The organism is Pseudomonas sp. FW305-70 (genome assembly GCF_058783925.1).
Map to the genome: position 1 here is coordinate 76952 of NZ_JBYSYZ010000002.1, position 25673 is coordinate 102624.

General features: G+C 59.6%; 27 protein-coding genes. 12 read left to right on the forward strand and 15 right to left on the reverse strand.

The window, feature by feature from the left end; genetic code table 11:
- Positions 1 to 200: 200 nt before the first annotated feature.
- On the forward strand, positions 201 to 1466 hold the full coding sequence (locus AC3WN7_RS01885; RefSeq protein ID WP_102673138.1) for an Hsp70 family protein: 1266 nt from the start codon (positions 201 to 203) through the stop codon (positions 1464 to 1466).
- A 103-nt stretch (positions 1467 to 1569) separates the two neighbouring features.
- On the opposite strand, the gene AC3WN7_RS01890 is transcribed toward AC3WN7_RS01885, so the two are convergent.
- The 3 genes from AC3WN7_RS01890 to AC3WN7_RS01900 form a co-directional block, all read right to left on the reverse strand.
- Positions 1570 to 2583, reverse strand: a complete 1014-nt coding sequence (locus tag AC3WN7_RS01890) for an AI-2E family transporter (protein WP_015093263.1) — start codon at positions 2581 to 2583, stop codon at positions 1570 to 1572.
- Positions 2584 to 2840: 257 nt separating this feature from the next.
- Entirely contained in the window at positions 2841 to 3149 is a 309-nt protein-coding gene (locus AC3WN7_RS01895; RefSeq protein WP_102673139.1) for a PsiF family protein, read from the reverse strand.
- A gap of 64 nt (positions 3150 to 3213) precedes the next feature.
- Entirely contained in the window at positions 3214 to 4008 is a 795-nt protein-coding gene (locus AC3WN7_RS01900; protein ID WP_095964813.1) for an AraC family transcriptional regulator, read from the reverse strand.
- A gap of 97 nt (positions 4009 to 4105) precedes the next feature.
- Between AC3WN7_RS01900 and AC3WN7_RS01905 the strand changes: the two genes are divergently transcribed.
- A complete protein-coding gene (locus AC3WN7_RS01905) occupies positions 4106 to 4993 on the forward strand; it encodes a DMT family transporter (protein WP_095964732.1) in 888 nt (295 codons plus the stop codon).
- An 89-nt stretch (positions 4994 to 5082) separates the two neighbouring features.
- Here the strand turns inward: AC3WN7_RS01905 and AC3WN7_RS01910 are convergent, their stop codons facing one another.
- The 3 genes from AC3WN7_RS01910 to AC3WN7_RS01920 form a co-directional block, all read right to left on the reverse strand.
- The gene (locus AC3WN7_RS01910; protein WP_102673140.1) at positions 5083 to 5973 is read right to left on the reverse strand and encodes an esterase/lipase family protein; all 891 of its coding nucleotides are present in this window, start codon (positions 5971 to 5973) and stop codon (positions 5083 to 5085) included.
- A 107-nt stretch (positions 5974 to 6080) separates the two neighbouring features.
- A complete protein-coding gene (locus tag AC3WN7_RS01915) occupies positions 6081 to 6386 on the reverse strand; it encodes a DMT family transporter (RefSeq protein ID WP_007979676.1) in 306 nt (101 codons plus the stop codon).
- Positions 6387 to 7025: an FMN-dependent NADH-azoreductase gene (locus tag AC3WN7_RS01920; RefSeq protein ID WP_102673141.1), complete on the reverse strand. Its 639-nt coding sequence runs from the start codon at positions 7023 to 7025 to the stop codon at positions 6387 to 6389.
- Positions 7026 to 7134: 109 nt separating this feature from the next.
- On the opposite strand from AC3WN7_RS01920, the gene AC3WN7_RS01925 reads away from it, so the two are divergent.
- The 3 genes from AC3WN7_RS01925 to AC3WN7_RS01935 all read left to right on the forward strand — a co-directional run bounded on the left by AC3WN7_RS01925 (position 7135) and on the right by AC3WN7_RS01935 (position 9762).
- The gene (locus tag AC3WN7_RS01925; RefSeq protein ID WP_173862027.1) at positions 7135 to 8049 is read left to right on the forward strand and encodes a LysR substrate-binding domain-containing protein; all 915 of its coding nucleotides are present in this window, start codon (positions 7135 to 7137) and stop codon (positions 8047 to 8049) included.
- 199 nt (positions 8050 to 8248) lie between these two features.
- Positions 8249 to 9025 carry a hypothetical protein gene (locus AC3WN7_RS01930; RefSeq protein ID WP_095964727.1) on the forward strand — a complete coding sequence of 259 codons (777 nt, stop codon included), beginning with the start codon at positions 8249 to 8251 and terminating at the stop codon, positions 9023 to 9025.
- 74 nt (positions 9026 to 9099) lie between these two features.
- Complete coding sequence (locus AC3WN7_RS01935) at positions 9100 to 9762, forward strand: hypothetical protein (RefSeq protein WP_102673143.1); 663 nt, start codon at positions 9100 to 9102, stop codon at positions 9760 to 9762.
- A gap of 52 nt (positions 9763 to 9814) precedes the next feature.
- Here AC3WN7_RS01935 and AC3WN7_RS01940 read toward each other — a convergent pair whose 3' ends face one another.
- The gene (locus tag AC3WN7_RS01940; RefSeq protein ID WP_095964725.1) at positions 9815 to 11884 is read right to left on the reverse strand and encodes an AsmA family protein; all 2070 of its coding nucleotides are present in this window, start codon (positions 11882 to 11884) and stop codon (positions 9815 to 9817) included.
- A gap of 387 nt (positions 11885 to 12271) precedes the next feature.
- Between AC3WN7_RS01940 and AC3WN7_RS01945 the strand changes: the two genes are divergently transcribed.
- From AC3WN7_RS01945 to AC3WN7_RS01975, 7 genes are all read left to right on the forward strand, one after another.
- Complete coding sequence (locus tag AC3WN7_RS01945) at positions 12272 to 12742, forward strand: hypothetical protein (protein WP_102673144.1); 471 nt, start codon at positions 12272 to 12274, stop codon at positions 12740 to 12742.
- A 171-nt stretch (positions 12743 to 12913) separates the two neighbouring features.
- Entirely contained in the window at positions 12914 to 13546 is a 633-nt protein-coding gene (locus AC3WN7_RS01950) for a TetR family transcriptional regulator (protein WP_095964723.1), read from the forward strand.
- A 303-nt stretch (positions 13547 to 13849) separates the two neighbouring features.
- A complete protein-coding gene (gene ureE / locus AC3WN7_RS01955; RefSeq protein ID WP_102673145.1) occupies positions 13850 to 14350 on the forward strand; it encodes an urease accessory protein UreE in 501 nt (166 codons plus the stop codon).
- On the forward strand, positions 14347 to 15021 hold the full coding sequence (locus tag AC3WN7_RS01960; protein ID WP_102673146.1) for an urease accessory protein UreF: 675 nt from the start codon (positions 14347 to 14349) through the stop codon (positions 15019 to 15021). The genes ureE and AC3WN7_RS01960 overlap by 4 nt, the downstream gene beginning before the upstream one ends.
- Before the next feature lie 23 nt (positions 15022 to 15044).
- Complete coding sequence (gene ureG, locus AC3WN7_RS01965) at positions 15045 to 15659, forward strand: urease accessory protein UreG (protein ID WP_095964720.1); 615 nt, start codon at positions 15045 to 15047, stop codon at positions 15657 to 15659.
- 26 nt (positions 15660 to 15685) lie between these two features.
- Complete coding sequence (locus AC3WN7_RS01970) at positions 15686 to 16258, forward strand: HupE/UreJ family protein (RefSeq protein WP_102673147.1); 573 nt, start codon at positions 15686 to 15688, stop codon at positions 16256 to 16258.
- A gap of 173 nt (positions 16259 to 16431) precedes the next feature.
- A complete protein-coding gene (locus AC3WN7_RS01975) occupies positions 16432 to 17565 on the forward strand; it encodes an AGE family epimerase/isomerase (RefSeq protein ID WP_102673148.1) in 1134 nt (377 codons plus the stop codon).
- 102 nt (positions 17566 to 17667) lie between these two features.
- Here AC3WN7_RS01975 and AC3WN7_RS01980 read toward each other — a convergent pair whose 3' ends face one another.
- The 8 genes from AC3WN7_RS01980 to AC3WN7_RS02015 all read right to left on the reverse strand — a co-directional run bounded on the left by AC3WN7_RS01980 (position 17668) and on the right by AC3WN7_RS02015 (position 25522).
- Entirely contained in the window at positions 17668 to 18573 is a 906-nt protein-coding gene (locus AC3WN7_RS01980; RefSeq protein ID WP_102673149.1) for a cation diffusion facilitator family transporter, read from the reverse strand.
- Between the two features lie 172 nt (positions 18574 to 18745).
- Positions 18746 to 19516 (reverse strand): SDR family oxidoreductase, encoded by a 771-nt coding sequence (locus tag AC3WN7_RS01985; RefSeq protein ID WP_095964716.1) that lies wholly within the window; start codon positions 19514 to 19516, stop codon positions 18746 to 18748.
- A gap of 294 nt (positions 19517 to 19810) precedes the next feature.
- Complete coding sequence (locus AC3WN7_RS01990) at positions 19811 to 20059, reverse strand: hypothetical protein (protein WP_173862029.1); 249 nt, start codon at positions 20057 to 20059, stop codon at positions 19811 to 19813.
- A 295-nt stretch (positions 20060 to 20354) separates the two neighbouring features.
- Positions 20355 to 21071, reverse strand: a complete 717-nt coding sequence (locus AC3WN7_RS01995; protein ID WP_007979701.1) for an ABC transporter ATP-binding protein — start codon at positions 21069 to 21071, stop codon at positions 20355 to 20357.
- Positions 21068 to 21940 carry an ABC transporter ATP-binding protein gene (locus AC3WN7_RS02000; RefSeq protein WP_095964715.1) on the reverse strand — a complete coding sequence of 291 codons (873 nt, stop codon included), beginning with the start codon at positions 21938 to 21940 and terminating at the stop codon, positions 21068 to 21070. The genes AC3WN7_RS01995 and AC3WN7_RS02000 overlap by 4 nt, the downstream gene beginning before the upstream one ends.
- Positions 21937 to 23220 (reverse strand): high-affinity branched-chain amino acid ABC transporter permease LivM, encoded by a 1284-nt coding sequence (gene livM, locus AC3WN7_RS02005; RefSeq protein ID WP_095964714.1) that lies wholly within the window; start codon positions 23218 to 23220, stop codon positions 21937 to 21939. Before livM ends, AC3WN7_RS02000 begins: the two co-directional genes overlap by 4 nt.
- Positions 23221 to 23223: 3 nt before the next feature.
- A complete protein-coding gene (locus AC3WN7_RS02010) occupies positions 23224 to 24138 on the reverse strand; it encodes an ABC transporter permease subunit (RefSeq protein ID WP_008048116.1) in 915 nt (304 codons plus the stop codon).
- 250 nt (positions 24139 to 24388) lie between these two features.
- Positions 24389 to 25522, reverse strand: coding sequence for an ABC transporter substrate-binding protein (locus AC3WN7_RS02015; RefSeq protein WP_095964713.1), 1134 nt, complete (start codon positions 25520 to 25522; stop codon positions 24389 to 24391).
- Between the last annotated feature and the right edge of the window lie 151 nt (positions 25523 to 25673).

A 25673-nucleotide genomic window follows, 5' to 3' on the forward strand; every position in this document is an offset into this window, starting at 1 on the left:
GGCGCGGCAGAAGTTTATCGGCAGCCGGCGGGGCTTCTTGCGAGCACGCCCGCGGCTGTCCGGTTGATGCAGGGTAGTTTGGGGGGGATGCCCCATCTTTCAAGGCATTGTTTGCGAAGAATTAGCAGATAACCGGCCTTCGAATCTGGCGCGCACTGGCATACACTGCGCGGCCGTTTTTTAACCGGAACCTGAAAGACATGAACAACGCATCTCCAGCCCGTGCCGTGGGTATCGATTTTGGCACGTCCAACTCCACCGTCGGCTGGCTGCGCCCCGGCGTGGAAACGCTGATCGCGCTGGAGGACGACAAGATCACCCTGCCGTCAGTGGTCTTCTTCAATATCGAAGAACGTCGCCCGGTGTACGGTCGGCTGGCGCTGCACGAGTACCTGGAAGGCTACGAAGGCCGCCTGATGCGCTCGCTCAAGAGCCTGCTGGGTTCCAAGCTGATCAAGCACGACACCAGCGTCCTGGGCACGGCGATGCCGTTCAAGGACCTGCTCGGGCTGTTCATTGGCCAGCTCAAGAGCCGTGCCGAAGCCGCCGCCGGTCGGGAATTCGAAGAAGTGGTGCTGGGTCGCCCGGTGTTCTTCGTCGACGACGACCCGATGGCCGACAAGGAAGCCGAAGACACCCTGGTCGACGTGGCGCGCAAGATCGGCTTCAAGGAAGTCTCGTTCCAGTTCGAACCGATTGCCGCGGCATTCGACTACGAGTCGACCATCGAGAAAGAAGAGCTGGTACTGATCGTCGACATCGGCGGTGGTACGTCCGACTTCTCCCTGGTGCGCCTGTCACCGGAGCGGCGCGCTGTGGATAACCGCCAGGACGACATCCTCGCCACCGGCGGCGTGCACATCGGCGGGACCGACTTCGACAAACAACTCTCGCTGGCCGGCCTGATGCCACTGTTCGGCTATGGCAGCCGGATGAAGAGCGGTGCCTACATGCCCACCAGCCATCACATGAACCTGGCGACCTGGCACACGATCAACTCGGTGTACTCGCAGAAATCGCAACTGGCCCTGGGCAGCATGCGCTACGACATCGAGGACACCGGCGGCATCGATCGCCTGTTCAAGCTGATCGAACAGCGCGCCGGCCACTGGCTGGCGATGGAAGTGGAAGAAACCAAGATCCAGCTGACCCACGCCGACAACCGCCACGTGCCGCTGGACCGCATTGAAGCGGGCCTGAGCGTGGACTTGAGCCGTGCGCTGTTCGAGTCGGCCATCGACAACCTGCTGGAGCGGGTGCGCAACAGCGTCACCCAATTGCTGACAGACGCCGATGTCCGGGTCGATCAGGTCGACACGGTGTTCTTCACCGGCGGCTCGAGCGGCATCCCGGCGCTGCGCAACAGCGTCTCGGCGATGCTGCCGAAAGCGCGGCATGTGGAAGGGAATATCTTTGGCAGTATCGGTAGTGGTCTGGCGATCGAGGCTGCGAAACGTTACGGTTGAAAAGCAGCTGTGAGCTTCAAGCTGCAAGCTTCAAGTAGGAGCAGGTGCGGTGTTCGCTCCTGGCTTTGACTTGCAGCTTGAAGCTTGAGGCTCGTAGCTGCTCTTAAACCATCCCCACCTGCTTCAACTCACTCTTCAGATACGCGTAGTAAATCGGCCCCGCCACCACCCCCGGCAGGCCGAACGCGGCCTCGAACACCAGCATCGCCAGCAGCAACTCCCACGACTTGGCACTGATCTGCCCGCCGACGATGCGCGCGTTGAGGAAGTATTCGAGCTTGTGGATAACAATCAGGTAACCCAGCGCCGCGACGGCGACCCAGATCGACAGCGACAGACCGACGATGGTGATCAGGGTGTTGGACATCAGGTTGCCGATCACCGGCAGCAAGCCGAGCAGGAACGTCAGCACGATCAGGGTTTTGGTCAGCGGCAGCTTGATGCCGAACATCGGCAGGATCACCGCCAGGAAAATACCGGTGAAAATGGTGTTGAGCAGGGAAATCTTGATCTGGGCGAACACGATGTTGCGAAACGCCTGGACCAGCAGGTGCAGTCGATCAAACAGCGCCGCCGCCAGCGGTTTGCGCTTGGTCAGATCCGGTACACGCTGCAACGCAATGATCGCGCCCAGCACCATGCCGATCAGCAAGGTCACGAACATGTGCGCCGCATCCTTGCCCACCAGTTGCAATTCGCTCAGGTGCTTGCTGACCCACTCGCCAATGGCCACACGAAACTCGGCGGCACTGGCCGGCAGGTAGGCGTCGATGAACGGCGGCAGTTGCCCGCGTGCGCGGTCGACCACCCCCATGAATTTGTCGAGGGAGGCGCCGGGGTTTTCCGCCTCGTGCAACAGGAAGCTGAAGGCACCGGCAAAGATCAGCGACAGTACGCTGACAATCAGCGTCCCCAGCAATGCCACCGCCAACCAGCGCGCACGCCGGCCTTCGATCAGCCGTTGCAGTTGCGGAGTGAGCATGTTGACCAGTTCGAACACCAGCAATCCGGCGAGCAGGCTCGGCAGCAACCGCAGCGGCAGGACCAGCAGCAGCCCGCCAAAAATGATGACCCAGCTGATGACCAGCAAAACTTGACGCTGAGAAAACGTTGGCATACAGCCTCAAAAACGAACGGCGTAAAAAGGATTGGCAGTCTGCCAGCGATCCGGTGCGAGCACTAGGGATTGTGTGGCTCGACCTTGGTCGGGGGCTGGGCAAATTTTGACATTCCCCAGACAGCCCATACATCGCCGATCACCTGTGGGAGCGGGCTTGCTCGCGAAGGCGCCATCACCTTCAACATTGTTGTGACAGGTACACCGCCTTCGCGAGCAAGCCCGCTCCCACACTCGACTGAGTTGATCCCTGTGAATTATTTTTTCTTCAGGCAATCACTCATGAACGCCTTGCGCTCATCACCCTTGAGGGCTTTGGTGGCGGCGTCGGCGTTGCAGGTTTTCATTTTCTCTTGCTGCGGTGTCAAGGCCTTGCCGGCATCGTTTGCCGCCGGAGTAGCCTTCAGGCAGGTACTCATGAAGGCTTTGCGCTCGTCGCCCTTGAGGCTTTTGGCCGTGGCGTCGGCATTGCAGGTAGTCATCTTTTCCTGTTGGGCTGTGGCGGCGAAACCCTGGGAGCAGAGCAGCAAACCGATCATCAACAACGGGACACGCAACATCTTCATGGAGTTTTCTCCTTGTTGCCACACCGAGGTGGGCGGCCTCGTACTGGAGTGTAGACAACCCCTGTTACACCTTCCTGTTCTCCAGATGGCTGCGCCGGTACTGCTCCGGCGTACACCCGGCCTGGCGCTGGAACATCGCGATAAACGCCGAGCCGGTGCTGTAGCCCATGTCGAAAGCGATTTCCTGAATGCTGCGCTGGCTGTCCAGCGCTTCGATCGCCGCCAGAAAACGCAAGCGCTGGCGCCACTCACCGAAGCTCATGCCCAACTCCCGCATGAACTGCCGTGCCAGGGTGCGTTCGCTGACATGGATGCGTGCGGCCCATTCCGCCAGCGGCCGGTTATCCCCAGGCTCGGCCTGCAATGCTTCCAGAATCCCCAGCAATCCGGGGCTGCTGGCGTAGGGCAGATAGCACTCGTGCACCGGGGCCTGTTGCAGTTGATCCACCAATACCTGGGCCAGACGCTGGTCCGCATCGCGCTCGGGAATTTGCACGTCCCGGGCGGCGAAGTCCTTGAGGATCGCCTTGAGGATGTCGCTGATGGCCAGGGTACAGGCTCGCGACGGCAGATCAGCGCACACCTTGGGCGCCAGGCACACGGCGCGGTAGTTGACCGGTTGGTGGCTATAGAAACTGTGCTCGATCTGTGGCGGCACCCACACCGCGTATTGCGGAGGCGACATGAAGCGGCTGCCCTCGACATCCATGTGCAGCACGCCGTGGGCTGCATATTCCAGCGTCCCCCAGGGATGCCGATGGGGGGCGGCGTATTCGTGGGCGTCAAAATCGGCGTAGCGGAAGTACACCGCCGACGGCAGTTCGCTGAAGTCCAGCAGGTCGATGTGTTTACTGCTCATGCTGTCCGTCATCAGGGGCGAGTTGTCCGAATCGAAGTATAGGCTTGCATCCAGACAAGCGGATAATTGCACTTCATTAACGTTCTGGTTTTTCCCGATGCAATACGCTTACCCCCTGCTGGCCATTTTCATCTGGGCCGGCAATACCGTGATCACCAAAATGTCGGCCGGGGCGATCTTCCCCGCCGAGATCGGTTTCTACCGCTGGCTGCTGGCCGGGTTGCTGTTCACGCCCTTCATGCTCAAACCGGTGCTCGCCCATTGGCCGCTGATCCGCCCGAAACTGGGCAAGATCTTTGTCCTCGGTGTTCTCGGCATGGCGGTCTATCAAAGCCTGGCGTACTTCGCCGCGAGCCTGACCTCGGCCACCAATATGGGCATCATCCTGTCGCTGATGCCGCTGATGTCGCTCGCGATGGCGATCATCAGCCTCGGCCAGCGCCTGACCATGGGAGCCCTGGCCGGAGCGGTGCTATCGTTCGCCGGTGTCCTGGTGGTGGTGTCGTCCGGCAGCCTGGGCACATTGCTCGAACACGGGGTCAACCTGGGCGACGCGATGATGCTGATCGCCACCCTGGCCTACGCGGTCTACAGCACCCTGTTGAAAAAATGGCAGCTGAAACTGCCGCCGCTGGTGCTCTTGTATCTGCAGGTGCTGGTGGCCGTGGTGGTGCTGTTTCCGCTGTTCCTCGCCTCACCGAAAGTCGGCCCGACCCTGCAGAACATCCCGCTGGTGCTGTACGCCTGCCTGCTGGCTTCGATGGTCGCGCCGTTGGCGTGGATGCAGGCGGTGGTACGTTTGGGTCCGAGCCGGACCACGCAGTTCTTCAATTTGCTGCCGTTGATTACCGCATTGATTGCAGCGGTGGTGCTGCATGAACAACTGGCGATGTACCACTTGGTGGGCGGGGTGTTGACCTTGGGCGGGGTGATTGTTTCCGAGCGCTGGACGACGGTGTTGGGGCGTAAGGTCAGCGTTGCCTGATCCAGCGCCTTCGCGAGCAAGCCCGCTCCCACATTTGGAATGCATTCCCATGTGAGAGCGGGCTTGCTCGCGAAGAACGATAACGCGGTCTAAAGTCCAGCCGCGCTTAGCCGCGCCGCATGCTCGACAAACAACCGGACCGGCACAGCCCCCTTGCCCACCAGCCCCAGCGACTGATTGACGATATCGAAGTGATCCAGTGGGTACTCATCGCCAATCACCGTGCCCAGGTGTGAGCTGTAGCGCCCGACCATGCCGTCGCAATGCCCGGCTTCACGGATGAAGGTTTTGGCGAATAACCGACAACTGCGGTTGGTACCGTCCAGCAGATTGCGTCCGCGATCGGTGATGCCCGGCTGCAAAGTGCCGGACCAGGAGTAATAGCGCACACCGTTGACCTCCTCCGGCCCGTGACCGCCCCAGGTTTCAGGCAAGCCCTGTGGATAACGCTGGTTGAACAGCGCGACGCCAGCGGTGGTGAGGGCGTGATGGGAGGCATGGATATCCACCGGCAACTTCGGCCCGTGGTAACCGGTATCCAGCCACCCCATCAGCGTGCCGACCATTCGCAGCAAAAAGCACAGCAGACGACCACGCAGGCTGTCATGGGGATAGTGTTGATGCAGGTAATCGGCGAGCTCCGAACCGTGGTTCGGCCCCGCCACCGAGGTCACCGATGCCACCAGGTCCGGGCGTTTGGCCGCGGCGTAACGGGCAGTCAGCGAGCCCTGGCTATGGCCGATCAGGTTGACCTTGTCGGCCCCGGTTTCCCGCAGGATTTCGTCAATACGCGCCAGCAATTGCTCGCCGCGTACTTCGTTCGAATTAAGCGGCGAGACCTGCACCGCGAACACCACCGCACCGCCGCGGCGCAGCGCCTCGACGATCCCGTACCAGTACGGATAAAGCACCAACCGGATGAACCCGAGCATTCCCGGGACCAGCACCAGTGGGTAGCGCGGGGCAGAACCTTGCGACATGGGTGGACATCCTTGTGGTCGGGTGGTGACGCAAGGCGCAATGCAAGACATCCGCCAAGCTACGCCTGCGAAGATGACAACTCGACGACAAGTCTATGTCATCCACCCTACTTCAACCCTGCCACGCCCGCCACGATCAGGCCGACCGAGACCAGTTTGATCACGCTCAGGCTTTCCCCCAGCAGCGCGAACCCGAGAAACACCGTGCCCAGCGAACCGATGGCGGTCCAGATCGGGTACGCGATGCTCACGGGTAACTCGCGCATGGCCAGGGTCAGGAAGTAGATCCCGCCCACAGCGGCCACCACCGTGATCAGCGAAGGCCAGAGCCGGGTGAAGCCCTCGGCGTACTTCATGCCCATGGCGAAGGTGACTTCGAACCCGGCGGCGACCAGCAGAAACACCCAGGCCATCTAGAACTCCCCGGCCAGCGCCAACAAGCGCTGCTCAGCCTCGGCGGCAGAGATTTCAAAACTGCGTTCGGCGGACTCCTCGCCCTCGGCAGCGACCACTGTGACATCGGTGATGCCGATGAAGCCGAGCACCGTGCGCAGTAGCGTGTCGGCATGGTTCATGGCTTCCAGCTCGCCGCCCGGACCAAAACCGAAGCCGCCACGGCTGGTAATGATCAGGGCTTTTTTGCCCTGCACCAATGGCTCGTACTGGGCCACGCCGTTGTCCAGGCTGTGATCGAAGGTCACCCCCACCCGCACGATCTGATCGATCCAGGCCTTCAAGCCGCTGGGAACGCTGAAATTGTGCATCGGAGTGGAAATCACCAGCACATCATGGCCGAGCAGTTCGCCGACCAGTTCGTCGCTGAACGCCAGGTCGGCCTGCATCGACAGCGGCCGAGCGTCGGGCTCGGGGTAAAACGCGGCGGCCACGAATGCCTCGTTGACCGGCGGGATCAGTGCCCGGCCGACTTCGCGCCGGGTCAGTGGCGAATGTGGATGACGGGCCTGCCAGGCCGACAGAAACACTTCGGCCAAACGCCGGGAGTGCGAACGATCGCCACGGGGGCTGGCATGAACAGCAAGAATTTTACTCATCTGTCTCTCCTCAGGGCTAAACTCAAACGGCTTGTGGCTTGCAGCTTGAAGCTCGTGGCTGCACCCCTTCAAATGAGTAAAAATCAGCCAAGGTGAATCTATTTCACCTGTGGAGTTTCCGATGTTCGCCTCGCTGCCCTTGACCGCCCTGCGCGCCTTCGAATCCGCTTCACGCCTGCTGAGTTTCAAGGCCGCCGCCGAAGAACTGTCCGTCACCCCGACGGCGGTGTCCCATCAGATCCGTTCCCTGGAAAGCTGGCTCGGCGTGCCGCTGTTCGAACGCCTGCCACGCCAGGTGCGCCTGACCGAGTGCGGCGAACGGCTGTTCCAGAGCCTGCACGGGGCGTTCCTCGAGGTGGCGCAAAGTGTCGATACCCTGCGCCCGCAAAGCAGCGGCGCCAACCTGACGGTCTCCACCACCGCGGCCTTCGCCGCGCTGTGGCTGGTACCGCGCCTGGGACGCTTCTATGCGCGCCACCCGAACATCAGCGTGCGCCTCGACACCCACTGCGAAGTCATCGATTTGCATCAGGACGCCAGTGTCGATCTGGTGCTGCGCTACAGCCTCGACGATTACCCCAACCTGTACGGCCAGTGCCTGTTCGATGAGTCCTTCGGCGTCTACGGTTCGCCCGAACAAGTGGCGCTGGCGGTCAATCGTGCCCCGACGCTGATCAGCGTGCGCTGGCACAACTCCAGACTCTATGCCCACGGCTGGGAAGCCTGGTGCGCGCAATCGGGCGAAACCTGGCTGAGCGGTCGGCCAGCGGTGCGCGAATACGACGAAGAGCATTACGCCCTGCAAGCGGCCATTGCCGGGCAGGGTCTGGTGCTGGCGAGCAATATTCTGGTGTCCGAGAGCGTGGCCAGTGGATTACTGGCGCCTTATCGCGGGGACGTTCAGGTGGATGGCGCCGGATACAGTGCGCTGTGTGTTCCGGGACGCGAACGCCATCCACCGGTGCGGGCGTTTTTTGGGTGGTTGCGTGAGGAGGCATTGGCATCCGGTCATTCGTTGCGATGAACGCTCATCGAGCGACGAAAATAACGACATTAGTTACCAGACATACTGTTCACAAACTTAACCCGACCAACTCCCCACACCAAAACAGCAAGGCACGATATTTATCAAGTTACAACCACACCATGGACTAAACTCTCCCAGCCCTTATATTAAACTGACAGACAAGAAGTCTGCAAAACATATTAAGGACTAAACAACCATGCACTTTGAACAACAACTTGAATTTCTGGACAGCCTGCCCGCCCTGCCTGCTCGACGTGCTCGACGTGCTGCCTATGCTCAAACTCAAAGCGTCTCAGACGAGCTTCCAATTGATCCAAACAAGGAAAGTGGCACCGTCGGCCCGGACATGATGAACATCTATGTACCCGGTGTATCGGTGCAAAACCGTGAAGATGTAGACAACTGCAAATTACTGATGCAAAACGCAGCATCGCAAAAATACGACATGATTAAAGAGTTGCATCAGTGGTACAACTTTTACACAGAAGGCCTGCGTAACCTCGGATGGACGATCAACAAGATTTACGCTCAGGACATAATCATTGAAAGAACCGGCCTTACCATGGATGCCGTCGCTTTTGACATACTTCAGAAGCTGGTCGGGGTAAACGCTCCTCGCTTGGCAGAACTGACTGGCAAAGCCGTGGAGGGAGTGAAAGGTGAGGACGGCCTGATCCAGATCTACAATCGTAACGCTCAAAAAGGTTCTCAAGCGGTATTTGATATTTCCCCAGTCTGGCAAACCCGGGAAGGCTCTCCGATGATGATCCTCAGCTGTACAAGTGTGGATGTCAGGGAAAGTACTCGCGGTATTCTTTGGTGGAAATCGACAACTAAATCCACCACCGTAAAATCGCAGGCAACACCGGTTTACCTCAATACTCAAGTCTATTCCAAAGTACGAAACAAGGTTCTTGAGAAACTGGGAAATGCGGCCGAAGAGTTCCTCGATGGAATTCCAGGTTTCCAATAACCAAAAGCTTTCAAATTGGCGTTGAGGTCGAATCGAGACCTCAACCCAACCGCCCCAATTGATCCGAGGCCTACATGGAATCTTTAAAATCCGATACTTACATCGTCAATGGCAATATCACGATTTTTTTTGGTACTCATGCCGAGCAATTCAAAAAAGATATTTTACACTCCAGCTTGCTGGGTCAGTTGATTGCGGACCATTCCCCCAACACCTGGCTCTCTTCCTATATAACCACACTGGGCAAATTTTACTGGGCAATCAATAAAACCAACCCCCACAATTTTCCCAACGAAACAACCAGCCTGCTAAATATCGCATCCACAGCCTTGCCTGATGCAATACAAAAAGAACGATTACAGCAACTGAGCGATGCATTATCTTCCATCGCACAGTTAGCCGCTGATACACCTGCAGGTGAAACGCTCCTGAACAGGGTTCAAAAGCAAAATGCACCCGTCGACGGTGAAGCACCCACGTTCACCGTGAGCACACTGTTCACTCTGGTTTGCGAAAATAAAAAAATCCTTTCACTCCAAATATCGCTCGAAACTACTCGCGCAGTAGGACTTGCCGTCTTTGAACAACCAATCTCTGACAAGATCATCCTGGGTGATACCGAATCCGTTTTGTGGACAACCTATCTGTCGGAAGGCAACTACGCCAAGATTCGGGATCAGGTCATTAGTAAGCTTGGAAGCAAGCCTCACACCTGCCTGTTTCCCATCGAAGCGTAACCGCTCATCACGCTATTGGCTCTCTGGTCCAATAGCGTGCACACAAACTCTTCTATTGCTTGACCGTCTTCGGCGCCTTGCCCGACTTCATCTGCTCCAGCAACGGCGCGCATTGATTCGGCTCACCACCGCTCGGTGCCACCAGCGCCAGCAACCCTGCCGCCGGTGCGGCAATCACACCCAGCGCCACCATTCCGGCGCCGCGCAGCATCAACGGCACGGCCTTGACCCCGGCATCGGGCTTCATGAACTTGCCGCGCACATACAGCGGCGAACGCAATGAAATCAGGCGCCAGCCCTTGGATTCCGGGGTGATGGTCAGGTCCAGTTGTTCCGTCGCCATGTTAGCGGTGCCGTCGATGTAGACGATGGCGTTCTCGGTGTCGAATACGAACAGCCGGGTGGTTGCCAGGCCGGACTGGATACCGAAGTCGGCGGCCGCGCAGTTGATCTTCACTTCCTTGTCGCCAAAGATCTTGCCAACCACGTAGTTGCCGACGTTCAGGCCCGCCAGTTCCATCAATTCGCGACTGATGGCGCCATCGTTGATCAGCATTTTCAGATTGCCATTGGCGCTGCCCAGCAGCCTGGCCACCGAATTGCCGCGCCCGCTGATATCAGCGTCGCCATTGAGCTCGCCAAAACTGGTTTTCATCGGCTCAAAGCCGGGGAACAACTGTTTGAGCTTGAAACCCCGCGCCGTGAGCCTGGCGTGGCCTTCCAGGGGATCGGTGTGGCCGTTCAGGCGAATCTGCGCGTCCAGCTTGCCACCGGCCACGCCGAAGCGCAGCGGTTCGAGGCTGAGCACGCCATCGGTTAGCACCAGATGGGTATAGAGGTCATTGAATGGCAATTTTTCGCTGTGCACGATGCGCTTGCCGGTGAACTCGACATCGGCGTCCATATCGCGCCAGCGGTCTGTCTTGAACTCTTCGACCGGCAACACTTTGTCCACCGGTTGTTTGCTGTCACCGCCACGGGCCTTCTGTTTGGCGTTGGAATCAGCGCCAATCAGCGGCGCCAGGTCAGCGAACAGCAATTGATTGGACAGTAGCGAGCCGCTGAGTTTTGGCCGTGGCTGGCTGGCTACGTAGGTCAGACTGCCGTGGATGTCACTCTCGCCGATCTTGCCGTTGAATTCCTCATAGCGAAACACCGCGCCACCTGGCTCGTGCAACTTGGCGATCAGATGGCCGTCGGTGGCATAGGGTGGGGTGTCCGGCAGGATTACGCCGGTCAGTGGGTAGAGGTTGCCAAGGCTGGTGCCGGCCAGTTTCAGGCGCAGGTCCAGGGCGCCGAGATTCAGCGGATCGGTCAGGGTGCCAGCCAGTTCGACGCTGGAATCGGCGATCTTCACCTGCGCCTGAAGCGGAAACGGGCGTGCCGCATCCTGCAACGCCAACAACCCGCCAATCTTGCCCTGGCCCGCGAGTTTCTGGCCGTGGTACTGGCCGTTGACCTTGAGGGCGAACGCATAATCCTGGGGGGACGAGCCCTTTTCCTGCACGGCTTTCGCCGCTTTGTCGCCGACGATATCGCTGAACGGAATCGGCTTGCCCAACGGATCGATCAGCACGTCGAGCTGCGTCTTCAGGCTCTGGTCGTCGAGGGTGACGTGGCCCTTGTCGAAACCGATCGCACCGATATCCACCACCCAACTGGAAGGCTCGGCGTTCGGGTCCTTGGGATCGAATTTGAACGTCCAGTTGGCGCGCCCGTCAGCCAGGCGTTGCAGCTGCGCATTCGGCTCGGCGAGGTCGATACGCGGGATCACCACCCGCTGCGCCAGCAAAGCCAGGGGTGAAATGCGCAACTCGACACGCTTGAGAGTGGCCATCTGCGGTTGCTTGGACCAGTCCGGATTGCCCAGGCTGATGTCCTCGGCCACCACATGAGGCCATGGCACCCAAGCGCGCCAGCCGCTTTCATCGGGCTCGGTCTGCCAGACCACCGACAGATTGCCGTTGATGGCAAAAGCGCGGTGCAGTTCTTCGGAAACCTTGGCATTGAGCGGCGGTTTGATCCGGTTCCAGTCGAAGAACACGATGATCAGCACCAGCAACGCCAACAAGGTAAGGAAGGTGGAAAGGGTCCAGACAAATGTCTTTTGGGTGCGCGTCATTGCACAGGGCTCCTGATACGACTGTGTGCCCCGACTGCGACGCACAGGTGAAACGGTGAGCCGGAAGCGGCTCGCCATGAAGTCTACGACTGATAAAGACCCGGCAGGTTTAATCGATAGACCGATTTCGCCGAATTCAGCCAGTCCAATACTGACCCATCAGTCATTCAGCGTTACCGACCCCGCACTTTTACACGTCACGAGTGAGTCGAAAATACCCAAACCAGTGCCAGACAACTCGTCGGAAACGCCCGGCCTAGAGCCTCCCCAGCAAACAATCAATTCCGTTGATTATTACCATTGCGTTTATGAACTTTTATATCGACTTATCGAGAGTAGCATTGCCCTCGTACCCACTTTTTCGCACCCCCGAGGAGCACAACAATCATGAAACGCCAATTACTGCTTAGCCTTTCACTCTCGATGCTGGCCAGCACTGCTTTTGCCCTGCCAGCAGCTGACCAGGCCACCCCACAAGTGAAACAAGACCACTCGGTGTTCAGCCAGACCGTCGCCGCCGATGGCTCCGACCGCACCCCACAAGGCCAGACCCTTGCCGAAGGCGGTAATGATCGCCTGAAAGAAAAAGGCCTGATCACTCAGGATGGCTCGGACCGTACTCCACAAGGCCAGACCCTGGCTGCCGATGGTTCCGATCGCACCCCACAAGGCCAGACCCTCGCCGCTGACGGTTCGGATCGCACCCCACAAGGTCAAACCCTCGCTGCCGACGGCTCGGATCGCACCCCACAAGGTCAAACCCTCGCTGCCGACGGTTCGGATCGCACTCCACAAGGTCAAACCCTCGCTGAAGGCGGTGGTGACCGTGTGATCGAACGCAACAGCGCTCTGAGCTAAGCCCCATGGCCGCCCAGAAAAAAAGCCCAATCCCCGGATTGGGCTTTTGACTTTTCAGCACTGCGCTTTATAGATGCCGCACTTCCCCGCTTGATCCATCACAGTCGTTCGACGCCGGCAAAGCCGATTTGCTAGAGTGCGCCGCGTCCTTGTCCAGAAAACGCCCTTGCGATGCTGCCCCGCGCCGAACAGAAACAACAGACCCGTAATGCCCTGATGGACGCTGCCCGGCGCCTGATGGATGGCGGCCGAGGATTCGGCAGCCTGAGCCTGCGTGAAGTTGCGAAAACCGCCGGCATCGTTCCGACCGGTTTCTACCGCCATTTTGCCGATATGGACGAACTGGGCCTGGTGCTGGTCCGCGAAGTCGGCCAGACCTTCCGCGAAACCATTCGCCTGGTACGGCACAACGAATTCGTGATGGGGGGCATCATCGATGCCTCGGTGCGGATTTTTCTCGACGTGGTCAGCGCCAACCGCTCGCAGTTCCTGTTTCTCGCCCGCGAGCAATACGGCGGTTCGCTGCCGGTGCGCCAGGCCATTGGCCGTCTGCGCGAAGGCATCAGTTCGGACCTGGCGGCGGATTTGTCACTGATGCCGAAACTGCAGCACCTGGACATCGCCGACCTGAGCGTCATGGCGGATCTGATCGTCAAAAGCGTGTTCGCCACCCTGCCGGACATCATCGATCCGCCCGCCGAGGCCTTGCCTGAGCACCTGACGCCCCAGGCCAAGATCACCCAGCAACTGCGTTTCATCTTTATCGGCCTCAAGCATTGGCAAGGGCTCGGCAGCACCGAGTAACCTCTTGAGCAAGCCCATATCCCTGTGGGAGCCGGCTTGCTCGCGAAAGCGCCGGCACATTCAACATTGATGTGACAGGTACACCGCCTTCGCGAGCAAGTCGAATCGTCGCACCGCCGCTCCCACATTGAACCTCAGCGCCTCAGCTTGGTGCGCAAATCAAAATAAACGCACCAACTTCAACCAAAAAACCCACTTAATCGATCCCCCTCCTACGTCTCCGTCAGCCATTTCCTACGCATCATGTCGATTGGCAAGCCCCTTGCTCTAGCCTGAGCATCGTCCATTGCTGGAAGCCTTCCGATGCTGGTGATTCATCGCAGAATCGACCCTCAACCCGTCTGGGCCGCGGAACTGCACCTGACGTTCGAAGCCCGCAGCAAAAGCCGTTTGCGCTGTTTCAGTGCCGAGGGCGAAGACGTCGGGTTGTTTTTGGAGCGCGGCCAACCGCCCCTGCATGACGGCGAATGCCTGCAAGCCGAAGACGGGCGAATCGTGCGTGTCTGCGCCCGCCCCGAACAATTGCTGCACGTCACCTGCGCCAATGCCTTCGAACTGACCCGCGCGGCCTATCACCTGGGCAACCGCCATGTCGCCTTGCAAGTCGGCGACGGCTGGTTGCGCCTGCTCGACGATTACGTGCTCAAGGCCATGCTCGAACAACTCGGTGCCATTGCCTTGAACATCGAAGCGCCGTTCCAGCCGGAACATGGCGCCTACGGCGGTGGCCATCATCATTCGCGCCACGGTGATGAAGACTTCAACTACGCGCCGAAACTGCACCAGTTCGGCGTACGCCCATGAACCCGGCCTGGGCGCTGCTGCGCCTGGCCAGTCCGCAATTGCCGATTGGCGGCTACAGCTACTCCCAAGGGCTGGAAATGGCTGTGGATAACGGCCGGGTAAACGACCGCGACAGTGCGCGACGCTGGATCGGCGATCAGTTGCTGTTGAATCTGGCACGCTTCGAAGCACCTTTGCTGCTTGCCCATTGCGTGGCCGCCAGCGAGGACAACTGGGGGCAATTGCTGCAACGCTGCGAGGAACATCGCGCCAGTCGCGAAACCCGCGAGTTGCATCAGGAAAGCCGGCAGATGGGCTACTCGTTGCAGCAGTTGCTCAACGGCTTGCCGGAACTCGACACAGCCGCCCGTGCCTTCCTCGAACAACGTAGCGAACCCCATCTGGCCCTGGGTTGGGCCCTGGCCGCGCGCGCCTGGCAGATCAGCCCGCAGGACGCCTTGGCTGCGTGGCTATGGAACTGGCTGGAAAACCAGTTGGCGGTGCTGATGAAGACCTTGCCACTGGGCCAGCAAGCCGCCCAACGCCTGACCAGCGAACTGTTGCCGCGGCTTCAACAGGCTCAACAGAACGCCACCCGGATCGATCCCGATCACTACGGCAGTGCCGCTTTCGGCCTGTCCCTGGCGTGTATGGCCCATGAGCGCCAGTACAGCCGTCTGTTCCGTTCCTAGGGCCGTTTATTTTGGAGAATCACATGAACACACAACCCCTGCGCGTTGGCATCGGCGGCCCGGTCGGCTCCGGCAAAACCGCCCTGACCCTGGCCCTGTGCCTGGCCCTGCGCGAGCGCTACAACCTGGCCGTGGTGACCAACGACATCTACACCCGCGAAGACGCCGACTTCCTCGTGCGCAACGAAGCCCTGGCGCCGGAACGCATCATCGGCGTGGAAACCGGCGGCTGCCCGCACACCGCCATCCGCGAAGACGCTTCGATCAACCTTGAAGCCGTGGATCAACTCAATCGCCGCTTTCCGGGCCTGGACCTGATTCTCGTGGAGTCCGGTGGCGACAACCTCTCCGCGACCTTCAGCCCGGAACTGTCCGACCTGACGATCTACGTGATCGACGTTTCGGCCGGCGACAAGCTGCCGCGCAAGGGTGGGCCGGGGATCTGCAAATCCGACCTGCTGGTGATCAACAAGATTGACCTGGCGCCGCTGGTCGGTGCCTCGCTGGAGATGATGAACAGCGATACCCAGCGCATGCGCAACGGCAAGCCATTTGTCTTCAGCAACCAGAAAACCGGCCAGGGTCTGGAACAGATCATCGCCTTCATCGAACGCCAGGGCTTGCTGAGCGCGGCCTGATCACCCCTTCAACAAGGAAGCTTTCCATGACACTGAAACACATTCTGGGCGCCCTGGCCCTGCTGCTGACGCCAGCCCTTGCCCTCGCCCATCCGGGGCACGGCGACAATGGCTTGATCGCCGGTATCAGCCATCCGCTTGGCGGTCTCGATCACCTGCTGGCGATGCTCGCGGTCGGCCTGTGGGCCGCACAGCAACAAGGTGCTGCACGCTGGGTGCTGCCATGCACCTTCGTCGGGACCCTGCTGATTGGCGGGGTGCTGGGTTTTGAAGGAATGAACCTGCCTGCCCTGGAGAGCGGGATTGCCGCTTCCGTATTGGCCTTGGGGCTGGCGGTGGCGCTGGCTGTGCGTCCACCGTTGGTGATGGCGGTAGGTGCGACAGCCTTGTTTGCACTGTTTCATGGTGTTGCACATGGGCTGGAACTGCCGGACATGTCGAGTCCATGGACCTTTGCCGCAGGCTTTGTCGCCGCGACGGCGGTGTTGCATGCGGCGGGTTATGCGCTGGTGCGGACCTTGCCGCTGGCGGCAGCACCGCTGGTTCGACTGGCGGGCGCGGCTTCGGCGGCGACCGGGGTGTGGTTGCTGGCGGGTTGATTCTCTAGCGCCTTCCACCGCCTCTTCGCGAGCAAGCCCGCTCCCACATTGGAATGCGTACACCTGTGGGAGCGGGCTTGCTCGCGAAGGCGGCCTGACAGACACAACCTCTCTCAAGTCAGCCTCTCTGCTAACATGTCGCGCAATCGCCCTTGCCGTGACGACGCCAGCCAATGCCACCTGTTCCCCGCTCCGCCTCCCAGCCCGAATTGACCGCCCTGTTCGCCTCGGTGCAGCAGCATTTCCTGAACGTCATCGTGCCGCTCTGGCAAGGTCCGGGCTGGAATGCCGACATGGCGTTGCCTTATGAGGCGCTGGATGCCGGACACCACCCGCTGCCACCGCAACGCTACCGGGCCATGGCCTGTGCGCGGCAGTTGTATCTGTTTGCCAGCCTGATCGGTCAGGTGCCGGGCGCCGAAGAGCGTGCCGCCGCCTTGTTCCGCTCGTTGCAGCGGCACTTCCACGATGCAGAGCACGGCGGCTGGTTCTACAGCGTCGATGCTCAAGGGACGCCGCTGGATCAGCGCAAGGACCTCTATACCCATGCGTTCATCCTGTTCGCCTGCGCCCATTACTGGGACAAGGTCCGCGAGCCGCTGGTCGAGTCGGTACTCAACGCCTCGCTGGAAGTGATCGCGCAGCGTTTCGCCACGGATGACGGTCTGTATGAAGCCACGCTCGACAGCAACTGGGCATCGCTGGGCAGCGGCCCCTTGCAAAACCCGCTGATGCACCTGGCCGAAGCATTCCTCGCCACCCTGTCGGTGCGTGAAGACCTCGATGTGCAACAAGCACTCACCGAGTTATGCACAGCCATGCACGCGCGTTTTATCGATCCGCAGCACGGCGTGTTGATGGAAAAGCCGCTGGGGTCTGTGGATAACTGGTTTGAACCGGGGCATCAGTTCGAGTGGTATTTCCTGCTGGAATCCTCGGCACTGCTGCGCACTTCAACCCTGCATGCCGATCTGGAAAGGGCCTTCGCCTTTACCGAGCAGTTGGGCGTCGATCAGCAGACCGGTGCGGTGCGGGCCATGCTCGACCTCGAACCAGGTGGTGGCGTCCGGGATGCCACACAGCGTATCTGGGCCCAGGCCGAGTACCTGCGCGCCCTGACGCTGCGTCCGGACAGCGAAGCGGATGTATTGCGTCAGTTGCAGGCGTTGCAGCAGCGTTCGCTGCATACCGGCGGCTGGTATGAATGCCGTGACGCCCACGGTGAAGTCAGCCGCCGCGACATGCCGTCGACCACGCCTTATCACCTGGCGACCTGTTATCGCGGGTTGGCTGAATATCTCGGCTGACTGTTTGGTTGCTTTCGCGAGCAGGCTCGCTCCCACAGTAGATCGCATTTCAATGTGGGAGCGAGCCTGCTCGCGAATGACCTCAAAGAGGTCACCTAACTGTCACTCAATCCACTTGCGATCCCCGGTAAAGCTGATGGTCAGCCATCGCGCGGCATCCGGCTCGCCAAGCTTCGCGGAAATTTCCTCGCGCAAGCTGTCCAGTTGCCCCACCCCGTCCAGCCAGTAATCCTTCGGCAATACGATGTGGATCTCGATAAAACACGCCCTGCCGTGCTTCTGCACATAGGAAATGTAGTCGTCGAAACCATGCTCGACCTTCGCCACCTCCATCACCTGACGCACCTTGTCGTCCAGCTGATCCGGGACGATCCCCAACACATCGCGCAAGGCCGGTCCGAGGATTTTGAGCGCAGGGGGGAGCATGCCCAAGGCCAGCAGAATCAGGATCATCGGGTCGACATACACCGCCCACTTGTCGTAACCCTGAGTCTTGAGCAGCAGCGCGATGAGGAAACTCACCAGCAAGCCCGCCGACAGCATCGCGTCCACCAGCCAACTGATGTTGTCGAACTGGATCAGCGATGAGTTGAGCGTGCGGTTGCGATGGCGGACGTAGAAAAAATAAATGAGCTCGACGACCGTGAACACTGCCGCATAGACGATCACCAGTCCGAGTTCGACCTCGCGACCACCATTGATGATGCCGAACACGCCGTTGAGAAAGGCGTAAATGGCGACCAGAAAAATGAAGCTACCCTCGATCACCAGCACCATGGGTTCCAGGTGCCAGGAACCGAACTGGAAGCGCTGGTTGCTTTCCTTGGCAATCAGCCTGGCGGTGATCAGCATCAGGACCTTGATGAAGGCCGCGATCAACGAAAAGAAGCCATCGAACAGGATGGATTGGGCACCCGACACAAAACCGGTGATGATCCCGGCGAATGTCACGGCGAGCATCAGGAAGGTCGATTGTTTGAGCAGCGCCTGCTCGACTCGATTACTCACTGGATCTCCTCTGGAACCTCTAGACCGCAGGGTGCGGCGGGGTTGTTGGGAGAGGAGTCTAGCTGATGTCCTGATTTGTCTGTTCCGGCCCCTTCGCGAGCAAGCCCGCTCCCACAGGTTTCATGTGATCCCTGTGGGAGCGGGCTTGCTCGCGAAGAACGATGACTCGGTATTAAGCCTTGCCACCACTGCGATCAATAGCAAACCCGGCCCAGGTCTGGCTCACCGGCATCAGCTCCAGGCTGTTGATGTTGATGTGCGCAGGCGCATTGAGTACCCAGAAGATGGTCTCGGCGATGTCTTGCGGCTGGATCGGCTCGGCACCGGCGTAGGTGGCGTTGTAGCGCTCCTGGTCACCGGCAAAACGCACCAGCGAAAACTCGCTCTCGCACAGGCCCGGTTCGATGTTGCTGACCCGTACGCCTGTGCCCTGCAGGTCGCAGCGCAGGTTCAGGGAGAACTGTTTGACGAACGCCTTGGTCGCGCCATACACATGGCTGCCCGGGTACGGATAGTTGCCGGCAATGGACCCCAGATTGACGATGCCGGCGCCACGACCGTGGGCGATCAGGCGTGGCAACAGCAGACGGGTGCTGTACATCAGGCCTTTGACGTTGGTGTCGACCATGGTGTCCCAATCGTCCAGGTCGCACTTGGGTGCCGGATCGACGCCCAGGGCCAGCCCGGCGTTGTTGATCAACCCACGCAGCTTGGCAAAGGACGGCGGCAGATTGGCAATCGCCTCCTCCATGGCCTTGCGATCACGCACATCGAGCACCAGGCCATGGACTTCGGTCTGCTTCGACAGCTCGGCGCACAGCGCATTGAGGCGCTCTTCACGACGGCCTGTCAGCACCAATTTCCAGCCTGCGTCGGCAAAACGACGGGCACAGGCTTCACCAAAACCGGAGGTCGCGCCGGTAATAAACAGGGTGTTGGACATCGTGTTCTCCTTGCTTCGGCTGATCGCCAGCCATTGGAATGGTAAGTCAGCAGGCAGAATGCCCGGCCTTGCCCATAGCGGCAACCGCACTTTCTGTACAAAAAACGAACAACCATCGCAAGCCCTTGGCCAGCCTGGCTTGCAGCCATGTGCGCGCACGTTATCCACAGGCCGGTCCACAGTCTTTGGGGGCAAGTGGAAAAGCTGCAAGCCGCTGTCCACAAGGCTTTGCGCGGTTTTTTGAAACTTTTTTGCTTGACCCTCAATAGCCCGCCGTGTAGCCCCTGGGGATTTTCATGACTGACGGGTCAAACCAGCGATGGCGCCAAGCCAGTAACCACGGCCTTCAGCCGGGTCTTTCCAGAGTTTAATCACAGACTTATCCACAGGATTGTCCACGCTGATTCCACACAGTTTCATCTCGAACAAAAAGGTTGACAAAGCGCTCTTCAAGTTGCGCAAAAACACTTGATCAAAAACTGAACACGCCTCTGCAGGCCACGGTTTAAAAGGCCTGCAGCCAGCTACTCCCACGTTATTCACAGCCGGCTCCACAGCAAACGGGGACAAGTCAAAACCGTGACAAAACAACTATTTGCAGCGGCTTTATGTCGCGCTTCGCAAGCTCTTGAATATTGTTTTCCACAATTTCCTGCGATCCCTGTAGGAGCGAGCTTGCTCGCGATGTTCGTGAACGATAACGCGGGAAACCAGACACCCCGCAGCGTTCTCCGGTTTATCGCGAGCGAGCTCGCTCCTACAAGGAAATTGGCGGTGTTTGGAGTGTAAAAAAGCCCCGGCGATTGCGCGCCGGGGCTTGTGCATAACCCACTGAAACTCAGTGGCCGCCGAGGTAAGCGTTACGCACATCCTCGTTGACCAGCAGCTCCTTGCCGGTGCCGGTCATGCGGATTTCGCCGTTGACCATCACGTACGCCCGGTCCGACAACCGCAGGGCGTGGTTGGCGTTCTGTTCTACCAGGAAGATGGTCATGCCGGTCTTGGCCAGTTCTCGCAGGGTCGCGAAGATCTGTTTGACCACGATCGGCGCCAGGCCCAGGCTCGGCTCATCCAGCAGCAACAACTTGGGCCGGCTCATCAGGGCGCGGGCGATGGCAAGCATCTGCTGCTCGCCACCGGACATGGTCATCGCCCGCTGGGTACGCCGCTCTTCCAGCCGCGGGAACAGCTCGAACATGCGTTGCATGTCTTCCTTGGCGTACTTGTCACCGATAGGGATGGTACCCATCAGCAGGTTTTCTTCGACGGTCATGTCGGGGAACACCCGCCGCCCTTCCGGCGATTGCGCGATGCCGTTGGAGGCGATGTAGTGGGACGACTTGTGGGTAATGTCCACGCCCTGATAAAGGATCTGCCCGTCGGCGGCCCGTGGCTGGCCGAAGATCGACATCAGCAGGGTCGATTTGCCGGCGCCGTTGGAGCCGATCAGGCTGACGGTCTCCCCTTCGTTGATGTGCAGCGAGACGCCTTTCAGGGCCTGGATCGGGCCGTAGAACACGTCCAGGTCCTTGAGTTCGAGGATGGGTTTGCTCATACCACCTCCTCTTCGTCGGCGCCCAGGTACGCGGCAATCACTTTCGGGTCGTTGCGGATGTCGTCGGGACCACCCTCGGCGATGACGATGCCGTGGTCCAGCACCACGATGTGATCGGAAATGCTCATTACCATGCCCATGTCGTGTTCGATCAGCACCACGGTCAGATCGTGCTCATCGCGCAGCAGCCGGATCATCGCGCTCAGCGCTTCGGTTTCCTGAGGGTTGAGGCCGGCGGCCGGTTCGTCGAGGCAGATGATCTGCGGACGGGTGCACATGGCGCGGGCGATTTCCAGGCGGCGTTGCTGGCCGTAGGACAGTTCACCGGCCAGACGGTTGGCACAGTCCACCAGGTCCACCACTTCCAGCCAGTAGAAGGCATGGTCCAGCGCATCGCTTTCGGCCTTGCGATACCCCTTGGTGTTGAGGATGCCGGCCAGCATGTTGCGGTTGACCCACATGTGCTGGGCCACCAGCAGGTTTTCCAGCACCGACATTTCCTTGAACAGGCGAATGTTCTGGAACGTCCGCGCCAGGCCGGCACGGTTCACCAGGTGGGTGCCGCCGAACATCTTGTAGCGCAGCCGGGTGATGAAGCTTTTTGGCGACACGAAATCGGTCGGCTTGAACGATTCGCCCAGCAACTTGATAACGTTGGTCTGTTGCCCGCGCACGTTCAGTTCGATCTTGCCGCCGGAGGCCTTGTAGAACCCGGTCAGGCAGTTGAACACCGTGGTCTTGCCGGCGCCGTTGGGGCCGATCAGGGCGAAGATCGAGTTGCGCTTGACCTTCAGGCTCACATCATTCAATGCCTTGATGCCGCCGAAGTGCATCATCAGCTTCTCTACGGAGAGTACGACTTCGCTCATGGCGCTACTCCTTTACGCGGCGTCACACCGGTACGGCTGATCCGAATCAGGCCGCGCGGTCGCCAGATCATCATCAACACCATCAGGATGCCGAACAGCAGCACGCGGTACTCGGCGAAGCCACGCAGCAGTTCCGGAGCGACGGTCAGCACGAAGGCTGCAATCACCACGCCTATGGTCGAACCCATGCCGCCCAGTACCACGATGGCGAGGATCAACGCCGATTCGAAGAAGGTGAACGAGGTCGGGTTGACGAAGCCCTGATAGGTGGCGAAGAACACCCCGGCCAGACCGGCCGTCGAGGCACCGATGGTGAATGCCGAGAGCTTGACCAATACGTGGTTCAGACCCATGGAGCGACAGGCGATTTCGTCTTCACGCAGGGCTTCCCAGGCGCGGCCGACCGGCATGCGGGTCAGGCGATGCTTGATGTACAGCACAGCCAGCACCACCAGGAACAGCACCGCGTAGATGAAGTAGTACTTCACGTCGGGGTTGTAGGCGATGCCGAAGAACTCATGGAACGGCACACCGCCGTCCTTGGCTCGCTTGCCGAACTCCAGGCCGAAGAAAGTCGGCAGCGGTGCCGGCATGCCGTTCGGGCCTCCGGTCAGCGACAACCAGTTGTTGAGGATCAGGCGGATGATTTCACCGAAGCCCAGGGTCACGATCGCCAGGTAGTCGCCATGCAGGCGCAGCACCGGGAAACCGAGGATGCATCCGGCCAGGCCGGCGATGATCGCCGCCAGCGGCAACACCGTCCAGAAGCCCAGCCCGAGGTATTGGTAACCGAGTGCCAGGCCGTAGGCGCCGATGGCGTAGAACGCCACGTAACCAAGGTCGAGCAGGCCGGCCAGGCCAACCACGATGTTCAGCCCCAGCCCCAGCAGCACGTAGATCAGCCCGAGGATGACCACGCCCAGCAGGTAGGAGTTGGAGAAAAACGGAAACACCAGGGCAATCAAGATCACCAGCGGGATGATCCAGCGCAGCCGCGACTTGTAGTCAGGCGCCAGCACATGCACCCCGGAGCCTGTCGTTTCAAAGCCTTCGAGGATTTTCAGGCCCTGGGCTGTCTGCAGGAACATGCTCAGGGCAAAACGCCCGGCCATGACGATCGCCACGATCCACGCCACCCGGGTGGTTTCCAGGTTGAAGCCATAGCCATCGAGAACGACACCGACAATCGGCCCGAACACAATCAGGGCAATGAGACCGGCAAGAATCGCGTCAACCAGGCTTTTTTTGATATCGATTGTTTTATGAGTGGTTGAAGACATCGCTTACACCTTCGACACAAGAGGACGGCCGAGCAGGCCTTGAGGCCGAAAGACCAGAACGAGGACCAACAGCGAGAAGCTGAAAACGTCTTTGTAGTCCGAGTTCACCAGGCCGGAAAACAGCGACTCGGAAATCCCGAGAATGATCCCGCCGAGCATCGCGCCAGGCAGTGAGCCAATCCCGCCGAGCACCGCGGCGGTGAACGCCTTGATCCCGATGATGAAACCGGCATAGAAGTCGAATGTGCCGTAGTTCATGGTGATCAGCACGCCGGCCAGGGCCGCCATCGCTGCACCGATGATGAACACGTAGGAAATCACCCGATCGGTGTTGATCCCCAGAATCGAAGCCATCTTGCGGTCTTGCTGGGTTGCACGGCACATGCGGCCGAGCTTGGTGTACTTGATGATGTAGGTCAGCGCGGCCATCCCGACAAACGCGGCGACCAGAATGAAGACCTTGGTGTAGGTCAACTGAACGAAACCGGTACCGATATCAACGCGCCAGGCACCCGAGAGCAACGTCGGAACGCCTTGTTGCTTCGCGCCTTGGGAGATCTGTGCGTAGTTTTGCAGGATCAGGGAAATACCGATCGCACTGATCAGCGGTGCGAGTCGAGTGGAGTTGCGCAGGGGCTTGTAGGCGACACGCTCGATGACCCAGCCATACACCGCCGTGACGACGATGGTGAAGATCAGCGTGCCAAGCATCAGCAGCGGGAAGGATTCGATACCGAAGTAAGCCAGCAGAGCCAGACTGATTGCCGCGAGGTAAGCGGAAATCATGTAAACCTCGCCGTGGGCGAAGTTGATCATGCCGATGATGCCATAGACCATTGTGTAGCCGATGGCGATCAGGCCATAGACCGACCCGAGGGTCAGGCCGTTGACCAGTTGCTGCAGGAAAATACCATCCATAACGCAATCTCACGCAATGAGAACCTGCACAGGTGGCTGTGCGGTTCTTCTAAGGAAAATACAGATATACGTCGGAGCAATGACAACCACGATCAGGCTGGCCACCACCGCCCCCTGTAGGAGCGAGCTTGCTCGCGAAGAACCTGAGGACAACGCGTTGAACCAGCAAACACGCGTTATCGTTGACGTTTTTCGCGAGCAAGCCCGCTCCCACAAGGGATCAGTGGGGTTCAGGTGATCGAGTCAGCCCTTACTTCTGTTTTTCCAGCTGGTGGTATTTGCCGTCCTTGTCCCACTGGTAAACCACGTAGTCGGAGACTTTCAGGTCGCCCTTGCTGTCCCAGGTCTTCTCGCCCATGACGGTCTTGACCGGGTTCTTCTTCAGCCATGCGGCCGCTTCTTCACCCTTGTTGGACTTGGCGCCGTTGAAGGCTGCGGCCAGGGTCTGGACCGAAGCGTAAGCGTACAGGGTGTAGCCTTCAGGCTCGGTACCGGCCTTGCGGAAGGCGTCTACCACGGTCTTGCTGTCTGGCAGCAGGCGTGGGTCGGCGCCGAAGGTCATCAGCACGCCGTCAACGAATTGCGGACCGCCAGCGGTGGTCACCAGTTCGTCGGTCACGATGCCGTCGTCGGACATGAACTTGACGTCTTTCAGGCCCTGTTCACGCAGTTGACGCACCAGAGGACCGGCTTCCGGGTGCAGGCCACCGAAGTAGACGACGTCAGCGCCAGCGCCGCGGATCTTGGTCACGATGGTGCTGAAGTCTTTCTCGCCACGGGTCAGGCCTTCATACAGCACAGGCTTCACGCCACGCTTCTCAAGCTGAGCCTTGGTGGCATCCGCCAGGCCCTGACCGTAGGTGTCCTTGTCGTGCAGCACGACCACTTTCTTGCCCTTGAGCACGTCGACGATGTAGTCGCCGGCCACGATGCCTTGCTGGTCGTCACGCCCGCACATACGGAACATGGCGCTCAGGCCGCGCTCGGTCACAGCCGGGTTGGTGGAGCCTGGAGTGATGGCGATGATGCCTGCTTCGTCGTAGATCTCGGAGGCCGGGATGGTCGACGAGGAGCAGAAGTGACCGACTACGCCGGCGACTTTCTGGTTGGTCAGGTCCTTGGCGACCGTCACAGCCTGTTTCGGTTCGCAGGCGTCATCGCCCTTGACCAGTACGATTTTTTCCCCGTTGACCCCGCCCGACGCGTTGACCGCATCGGCCGCCGCTTGTGCACCCTTCATGTACTGTTCGCCAAATGCCGCGTTGGCGCCTGTCATTGGTCCCGCTACGCCGATCTTGATGTCAGCCTGAGCAAACGCAGAAACACCCAGCGCAGTTGCCACTGCGAGGGCCAGAAAGCCTTTCTTGTAAAACGTCTGGGACATGAGGTGGTGCTCCATGGTTTTTTTAATTGGCACTGCGACTTCAATGAATGCTCAGAGCAAGGGCCGTGCCATCGGTTTTTTATTCTGAAAAAAGTCGCTGCTTTCTTGTTATTTCGACTGTTTCGATCCCATTTTCATTGGGCGTGCAACC

What these genes read in the sequence shown, in the direction of transcription:
- AC3WN7_RS01995 (WP_007979701.1), bottom strand. Translation starts at nt 21,071, where the DNA reads ATGAGCAAACCCATCCTCGAACTCAAGGACCTGGACGTGTTCTACGGC.
- AC3WN7_RS02015 (WP_095964713.1), bottom strand. Translation starts at nt 25,522, where the DNA reads ATGTCCCAGACGTTTTACAAGAAAGGCTTTCTGGCCCTCGCAGTGGCA.
- AC3WN7_RS01940 (WP_095964725.1), bottom strand. Translation starts at nt 11,884, where the DNA reads ATGACGCGCACCCAAAAGACATTTGTCTGGACCCTTTCCACCTTCCTT.
- AC3WN7_RS02010 (WP_008048116.1), bottom strand. Translation starts at nt 24,138, where the DNA reads ATGGATGGTATTTTCCTGCAGCAACTGGTCAACGGCCTGACCCTCGGG.
- AC3WN7_RS01890 (WP_015093263.1), bottom strand. Translation starts at nt 2,583, where the DNA reads ATGCCAACGTTTTCTCAGCGTCAAGTTTTGCTGGTCATCAGCTGGGTC.
- AC3WN7_RS01905 (WP_095964732.1), top strand. Translation starts at nt 4,106, where the DNA reads ATGCAATACGCTTACCCCCTGCTGGCCATTTTCATCTGGGCCGGCAAT.
- AC3WN7_RS01885 (WP_102673138.1), top strand. Translation starts at nt 201, where the DNA reads ATGAACAACGCATCTCCAGCCCGTGCCGTGGGTATCGATTTTGGCACG.
- AC3WN7_RS01900 (WP_095964813.1), bottom strand. Translation starts at nt 4,008, where the DNA reads ATGAGCAGTAAACACATCGACCTGCTGGACTTCAGCGAACTGCCGTCG.
- AC3WN7_RS01960 (WP_102673146.1), top strand. Translation starts at nt 14,347, where the DNA reads ATGAACCCGGCCTGGGCGCTGCTGCGCCTGGCCAGTCCGCAATTGCCG.
- AC3WN7_RS01950 (WP_095964723.1), top strand. Translation starts at nt 12,914, where the DNA reads ATGCTGCCCCGCGCCGAACAGAAACAACAGACCCGTAATGCCCTGATG.
- AC3WN7_RS01915 (WP_007979676.1), bottom strand. Translation starts at nt 6,386, where the DNA reads ATGGCCTGGGTGTTTCTGCTGGTCGCCGCCGGGTTCGAAGTCACCTTC.
- livM (WP_095964714.1), bottom strand. Translation starts at nt 23,220, where the DNA reads ATGTCTTCAACCACTCATAAAACAATCGATATCAAAAAAAGCCTGGTT.
- ureG (WP_095964720.1), top strand. Translation starts at nt 15,045, where the DNA reads ATGAACACACAACCCCTGCGCGTTGGCATCGGCGGCCCGGTCGGCTCC.
- AC3WN7_RS01895 (WP_102673139.1), bottom strand. Translation starts at nt 3,149, where the DNA reads ATGAAGATGTTGCGTGTCCCGTTGTTGATGATCGGTTTGCTGCTCTGC.
- AC3WN7_RS01975 (WP_102673148.1), top strand. Translation starts at nt 16,432, where the DNA reads ATGCCACCTGTTCCCCGCTCCGCCTCCCAGCCCGAATTGACCGCCCTG.
- AC3WN7_RS01945 (WP_102673144.1), top strand. Translation starts at nt 12,272, where the DNA reads ATGAAACGCCAATTACTGCTTAGCCTTTCACTCTCGATGCTGGCCAGC.
- AC3WN7_RS01985 (WP_095964716.1), bottom strand. Translation starts at nt 19,516, where the DNA reads ATGTCCAACACCCTGTTTATTACCGGCGCGACCTCCGGTTTTGGTGAA.
- AC3WN7_RS01970 (WP_102673147.1), top strand. Translation starts at nt 15,686, where the DNA reads ATGACACTGAAACACATTCTGGGCGCCCTGGCCCTGCTGCTGACGCCA.
- AC3WN7_RS01910 (WP_102673140.1), bottom strand. Translation starts at nt 5,973, where the DNA reads ATGTCGCAAGGTTCTGCCCCGCGCTACCCACTGGTGCTGGTCCCGGGA.
- AC3WN7_RS01930 (WP_095964727.1), top strand. Translation starts at nt 8,249, where the DNA reads ATGCACTTTGAACAACAACTTGAATTTCTGGACAGCCTGCCCGCCCTG.
- AC3WN7_RS01935 (WP_102673143.1), top strand. Translation starts at nt 9,100, where the DNA reads ATGGAATCTTTAAAATCCGATACTTACATCGTCAATGGCAATATCACG.
- AC3WN7_RS02000 (WP_095964715.1), bottom strand. Translation starts at nt 21,940, where the DNA reads ATGAGCGAAGTCGTACTCTCCGTAGAGAAGCTGATGATGCACTTCGGC.
- AC3WN7_RS01920 (WP_102673141.1), bottom strand. Translation starts at nt 7,025, where the DNA reads ATGAGTAAAATTCTTGCTGTTCATGCCAGCCCCCGTGGCGATCGTTCG.
- ureE (WP_102673145.1), top strand. Translation starts at nt 13,850, where the DNA reads ATGCTGGTGATTCATCGCAGAATCGACCCTCAACCCGTCTGGGCCGCG.